At 35.6% G+C, this 6,352-nt stretch carries 6 protein-coding genes; 4 read left to right on the forward strand and 2 right to left on the reverse strand.

Translation table 11 applies throughout. The features are described 5' to 3' along the window. Nucleotides 1-273: IS3 family transposase (locus BMY57_RS15625; RefSeq protein ID WP_143063863.1), on the forward strand; the 273-nt coding region annotated here is incomplete at its 5' end. Nucleotides 274-500: 227 nt separating this feature from the next. Here BMY57_RS15625 and BMY57_RS15630 read toward each other — a convergent pair. Next, nucleotides 501-2,315 (reverse strand): coiled-coil domain-containing protein, encoded by a 1,815-nt coding sequence (locus BMY57_RS15630; RefSeq protein WP_369678872.1) that lies wholly within the window; start codon nucleotides 2,313-2,315, stop codon nucleotides 501-503. Between the two features lie 2 nt (nucleotides 2,316-2,317). Further along, the gene (locus tag BMY57_RS15635; RefSeq protein WP_091776340.1) at nucleotides 2,318-4,324 is read right to left on the reverse strand and encodes an efflux RND transporter permease subunit; all 2,007 of its coding nucleotides are present in this window, start codon (nucleotides 4,322-4,324) and stop codon (nucleotides 2,318-2,320) included. A 205-nt stretch (nucleotides 4,325-4,529) separates the two neighbouring features. Between BMY57_RS15635 and BMY57_RS15640 the strand changes: the two genes are divergently transcribed. The 3 genes from BMY57_RS15640 to BMY57_RS15650 form a co-directional block, all read left to right on the forward strand. Beyond that, a complete protein-coding gene (locus BMY57_RS15640) occupies nucleotides 4,530-5,096 on the forward strand; it encodes a TetR/AcrR family transcriptional regulator (RefSeq protein ID WP_091776343.1) in 567 nt (188 codons plus the stop codon). Between the two features lie 121 nt (nucleotides 5,097-5,217). Continuing rightward, a complete protein-coding gene (locus tag BMY57_RS15645; protein ID WP_091776346.1) occupies nucleotides 5,218-5,964 on the forward strand; it encodes an alpha/beta hydrolase in 747 nt (248 codons plus the stop codon). A 138-nt stretch (nucleotides 5,965-6,102) separates the two neighbouring features. Further along, the coding region (locus tag BMY57_RS15650) for a transposase zinc-binding domain-containing protein (protein ID WP_177176409.1) at nucleotides 6,103-6,352 on the forward strand (250 nt) is incomplete at its 3' end.

Genomic DNA, 6,352 nt, shown 5'->3' on the forward strand with positions numbered 1-6,352 from the left:
TTTCATTATACACATCCAGAATTTCAAAAAGAAATTAATGAGCAAGGTTTTACACAATCCATGTCCCGAAAGGGAAACTGTTGGGACAACGCACCGATGGAATCCTTCTTTGGCCATTTGAAAGATGAAGTAGATATAAAGAGTTGTCATACCATCGAAGAATTGAATTCATTAATCAATGAATATGTGTTAAATTACAACATATCAAGATATCAATGGACACTAAAAAAGATGACCCCGAATCAATATCGAGATCATCTTTTAGCTGCCTAGTTTTTTTAAAACTGTCCACTTTTGAGGGTACAGTTCATTAATATCACGGTGGTTCTATTTGTTATCACTTTTAAAAATCAATTTTTAGGGTTGAAAATTGAAAAAGAGGAGGCCTACAGTGCCCATAGCAAGCTTTCTTTCTTATCAATTTCTCAACTTTTATAAGCTATTAAAAAAGTCAATCCTAATTAGTCACTTTTTTATAACTTTTTGGATAGCCTTATCATTTATCTAAACAAATCTAATAACCGATCCCAAAATCCTTTTTCTTCTTCTTCTTGTACTTCCTCTTGCACTTCTTCGTCATGTTTTATACTTTCCGTTTTAATGACAAATTGTACTAAATTGACATCTTCGTTTTTAGATGATACGAAAGATATTGGATCAAAATCAGATTTATCGAATTCATTAATCATTTCATCGATTTCATCCTGCATTTGATCAGGTAGTTCTGCAGTAGAGTCCGCTAGTTCTGCTGTGCCATCATGAAGCTCTCGAGCACCATCTTCTAAGTCATGGATTCCATTGGCAAGTTCAGTCATTCCGTTATGCAAATCACTGTAGGATGTTGAGAGTTCAGATACGCCATCTGTATACTCCACTAAGCCAGAGTGGAATGATTTATAATTAGAAGACAATTCACTTAGCCCCTCTTGTAACTCCTGCATTGATTTTGCAAAATCCATCTGTTCTAAGCTGTTCCCTAATTCATCTGCCATTGTTTCAAGATTTGATCTCATCTCACTTAATGAACCAATGACTGTATTTAAAGTAGATGGAACCGCTGCGAAAGCTTCATTCACTTGATTGTAAGTCCCCTTTGCAGTTTGAGCAGCTTCATAAGTCTCAACTAATTGTTCAACGACTTCAGGGTCAGCACCACTTTGATACAACTTTTGAATATCTTCCTCTTGAATATTGTGAGATGGAATGGCCTTCATGGACCCATTTAAAGCTTCATAAGCTTTTTGATAAGAGTCATTTAATTCAGTTAATCCATTCTCTGTTTCTTGGAGTCCGTCAGCAATTTGTTTTAACCCTTTTTGTAATTCCTGAAGTTCGCTTAGATCCATATCACCAGATTCACTACTTAATGAACCACTGACCTCTTCCAATGCTTGATCAATTGATTTGGATCCTTCAATTAAATCTGAAGAACTTTGAGCGACTTGATTGATCCCGTCTTGGTAATCATTTGAACCATTTTGTAAACTTTGAACACCATTATTAAGTTCCGAAATTCCATCTTTTAATTCACCAACGCCTTCGTTGACATCGTTAGTTGCGTCTGATAGAGACTTCATATCATCCGTCATCTTATCAGAGTCTGGTGAATCAATGGACATAGAAGAAGGCATAGCCGTTATTTCAATACCATCCATTTCAAAGTCTGTTGCGTCAGCTTCGACTGTAAATTCACCATCTTTCTCAGGCATGACGGTAAACGTGACTTGTTTGTTTTTACCTGCAGTAGCAACCGTACCATCTGAAGCTTCAATATTTTTAAAGCGATCTGTATCTAATGTAAGTGAGATTTGTAATAAATAGTTTTCATAGTAAATGGAATCTGCATTTGCATTTGCTTGTGTTTGAAGGTCAATCGTCACATGACCATCTTGCCCGAGTAGATCATCTGGTGAAACCTCGTTTCCATCAAGCTCATAAGATACTTCTAAATCCCAAGGCAAGTCTTTGTTTTCAAGATTCCCTTGATAGTAAAATTGATCTTCATCTGCAATGAATTCAACCTGGTCATTAGACTGGGTAATCTCATATAGGTTTGATAAGTTTTCTACATCCGAGTATGGGCCATAATCCATAATTTTACCCGGCTCTTCAATATTAAAATGGTTAACGATGTACATATCCTTCTGTTTGCCTAACGCATCAAGCGTGGCATATACGACTTCATTCTTCTCAGAAAATGAACCGTCACCCTCTGGAATCGACTGATCCATTGAAGGTTGGCTGGTTGTAGCTGAGACGAGAAAAGTCGGTATGATTAGTAGGTATGCCATCATGATTAAAATTAATTTCTTCATGATCATTTCCCCTTATAAAAATTAGGTTTAATCGTCGTTTTCTCAATCACTTTATCGAACACTAACAGCATAGCAGGTAAGAAGAAAACAACTAACACGAATGCTAGTAATGCACCTCTTCCTAACAGTAACCCAATGGATGAAACAATTGGATTTGATGATGTCGCGCCTAATATAAAACCGACACTTGATAAAATCGATGCAGAAATAAAGATCGCAAAGATTTTATCATCAATCGTTTTCTTAATAGCTTGAAAAGCAGGCAATTCTTTTCGTAACTTCGTGTACGATTCAGTAAATAAAATGCCGTAATCAACGGTGGCTGCTAATTGAACGGTGCTGATAATTAAATATCCGACATAGACTAAGGACGTATCCATAAAGTATGGAACGGATAGATTAATCCAAACCGCTGCTTGAATCGTAAGTAACAATACAACCGGAATAGAGATGGATCTAAATGTAAGTAATAAGACAATCGCAATCGCAACAATCGTTAAGATATTTACAACCTTATTATCTTTTTGAACGGTATTCTTAATATCATATAACGTTACACTTTCACCAAGTAGATGAGTCTCGTCATAATATGAGTCAGCCGTTTCTTCGACTTCTTCGATTAATGCGAAAGCTTCATTACCTTCTTTGTCAACCTCTGTATGGATTGTGATTCGACTATAATTCTCCGAATAAAAAGGTTCTACCATGGATTCATCCAAATATCCTGATGGAATGGCTGGGCTTACCGTGTTCACATAAGATATGACACTAGATACATTAGGTAGATCCTCTAAATGGTGAACGAGTTCTTCCTCTTTGGCAACATCACCTTGAGGTACGAGTAAAACCATAGGTGTACTCTTACCAAACTCTTCTTGAATAGTGATTTGATCTGCCCCTGCTCGAGTAGATTCCGGTTGATCTCCAACTCCGTAAATAAACTCGGTTTGACTTTGAGCTAAAAAGGCAGGAACTATAAATAATAGAACTAAAATTAAACTAGGAACCTTAAATTTCAGTACACGTCTTCCGATATTCTTAAACTCAGGAACAATTGGCTTATGCTTTGTTTTATCAATCCATTTATAGAATAGTAGAGTTAAAGCTGGTAGGAAGACCATAACACTTATAAAACTTAACAAAATACCTTTAACAAGGTTTAATCCTAAATCAGCCCCGATTTCAAAGTTCATAAAGGATAGTGCCGTAAATCCGAAAAATGTTGTACTTGCACTAGCCGCAATAGCAGGGAACGAGCGTTTCATCGCAAGACGCATCGCTTCACTAGGTTCTGAAACTTGTTTTCGGTAATCTGAAAAACTATGAAGTAAAAAGATCGCATAATCAAGAGATACCGCTAGTTGTAAGATGGGTGCGACTGATTGTGTTACGAATGAAATCTCACCAATAAAGATATTGGTTCCTAAGTTAATCAGAACCGAGATCCCAATTGCTGTTAAAAAGAACACAGGCTCCATCCACGAATTCGTTGATAAAATCAGGATAATAATAATCATTGGAACAAGTAAAGCAGCCGCATACATGGACTCTTTACCAGCCATCTCTTGGGACATAGCTGTGTCAACAGCATCACCAGAAATGGCATTATCCTCGCCGATTAAGTCATAAATGGCATTTGTAATTTCAACCTCATCACCTTCACGAATGTGAACGGAAATTAAGGCGTTATTATTTTGGTAATAAGACTCAATAGTGTCTTCATCAGCCATTTTAAGTGGTGTCTTAATATCGATGACATCATCGAGCCAAGTCACTCCTGTAACACCATCAATGGATGATAATTCATCTTTATATGTCAATGCTTCTGGAATCGATACATCATGGATCATGACCCGTGCATTCGTAATCGGTTCATCGAATTCCTCTTCCATCAGTTCCATCGCATTGGTGGATGGTGCATCATCTGGTAGATAATCTACCATATTATAGTTAACCGAGACCGTAAATTGAGCTATTGCACTAACGATAGCAATAATAATAAACGTCATCACGATTGATTTTTTATGTTTTATGATCTTTGATGATAGGTCAATAAGGCCTCATCCTCTCTTGCAATGTTCCTAATTACACTTTATTATTATATGGACACTGTGTTGGATAATCAACAAACAGTATGATATATTGTGTTAGATTTTCAACATTTTATTTTTATATGTTGGATTTCAACAAAAATGTCATAAAGGAGTGACATATATGTCAGAGAAATTAGACCGACGGAAAAAATATACACGAAAAGTATTAAAAGAAAGCTTAATATCATTACTTTCTGAAAAACCAATTTCATCCGTAACGGTCAAGGAACTATGCCAATTAGCAGATGTTAATCGTTCGACTTTCTATACCCATTATTCAGACCAATACGATTTATTAGAAAAGATAGAAGAGGAAATTGCAGACGATTTAGTTAAATACTTAAATAGTTACGAAATAACAAATGAAGAGCAATCATTAAAAATAACACTAAAATTGGTAGAATATATTAAAGATAATCATTATATGTTTCAAATTTTATTAAACCAAAATGGGGATCTCATGTTTGAAAAGAGAATGATGAATATTGCAAGACGCTTTATTATGTTCAATTGGATGGAAGAACATAATGTAGAACACCATTATTCACGTTATTTAAGTACGTTTGTGGTGAGTGGTGCCATCAATGTCATAAAAGACTGGATTGAGAATGATATGGATAAGTCACCAAAAGAAATCGCCGAAATGATTAGTAAGTTTACGAATGAAGGATTATCTTTTCTAAACTAATCTTAGTTCTTTTTTTGTGAATATTATTCTGAAATTTTAGTATTTTTGGTATGATTTATTAATGTAGAATGGATAAGTGAAATAAAGGACGTCACAAATTTGAAGGTTGGAGGTAATCAAAATGACTGAACGTTATCCAGTGTTAGAAGGGGCAGAACCGTTTTATTTTGAGGGAAACAATATAGGAATATTGGTATCACATGGTTTTACAGGAACGACTCAAAGTATGAGACCACTAGGTGTTGCTTTGGCAGAAGAGGGTTACACGGTTTGTGGACCTCGACTCAAAGGACATGGCACACATTATGAAGACATGGAGAAAACAACTTATCAAGATTGGATTCAGTCTATTGAAGAAGGATATCAATGGTTAAAGGAACGTTGTGATACGATTTTTATGGCGGGGCTATCAATGGGAGGAACGCTTACGCTTTACATGGCGGAAAACTACCCAGAACTTAAGGGCATCGCTTTAATTAATGCAGCGATTGAGATTCCGACGATGGAAGAAGTTAAGCAACCTCAGGATATTAGATTTTTAGATTCTATTGGATCCGATATTAAAAAGCCTGATGTAAAAGAGTTAGCATATGAAAAGACACCTGTACAATCGATTAAAGAAATCTTGAAGTTTATGGAAGAAGTAAAAGCAAATATCGCTAAGGTTAATGCTCCTGCTTTGATCCTGGTGTCTGATGAAGACCATGTCGTCCCACCAGACAATTCACAATTAATCTATGAAAAGATCAATTCAGATGATAAAAAATTAGTACCATTAAAAAACAGTTACCATGTTGCGACATTAGACAACGATTTACAATTAATTATTGATGAGGTATTAGGATTTGTAAAAAATAGAATTGAATAGTCATAAACACTTAAATGAAACCGGTCATGATTGTCCAATCACGACCGGTTTTTTTATTGTTTAGGAAATTATAAAATGACTCAGTTGTGGATAAGTATGTGATAGAATTTAACTAATAAATTTAGGAGATATTTCGGTATGGGTAAAAAAGGTTCTGGAGTTATTAAACAAATATTAAAAGAACACTTTAATGGTTTTTGGGCATTACATGCCCAAAGGTTCCCAGTAGATTATCGGGATGATATAGAGGAAACAGTTATAAAAACTATTAGATGCGGAACAAAAGACTTAGGTTATGCACGATATGAATGTTTGGGGTGCGAAGGAGAGCCAAGTCCTAAGTTTGTATGTTTTACCTGTAAAAGTCGCTTTTGTCATGGGTGTGGGA

Source organism: Piscibacillus halophilus (genome assembly GCF_900110685.1).
GTDB lineage: Bacteria > Bacillota > Bacilli > Bacillales > Alkalibacillaceae > Piscibacillus > Piscibacillus halophilus.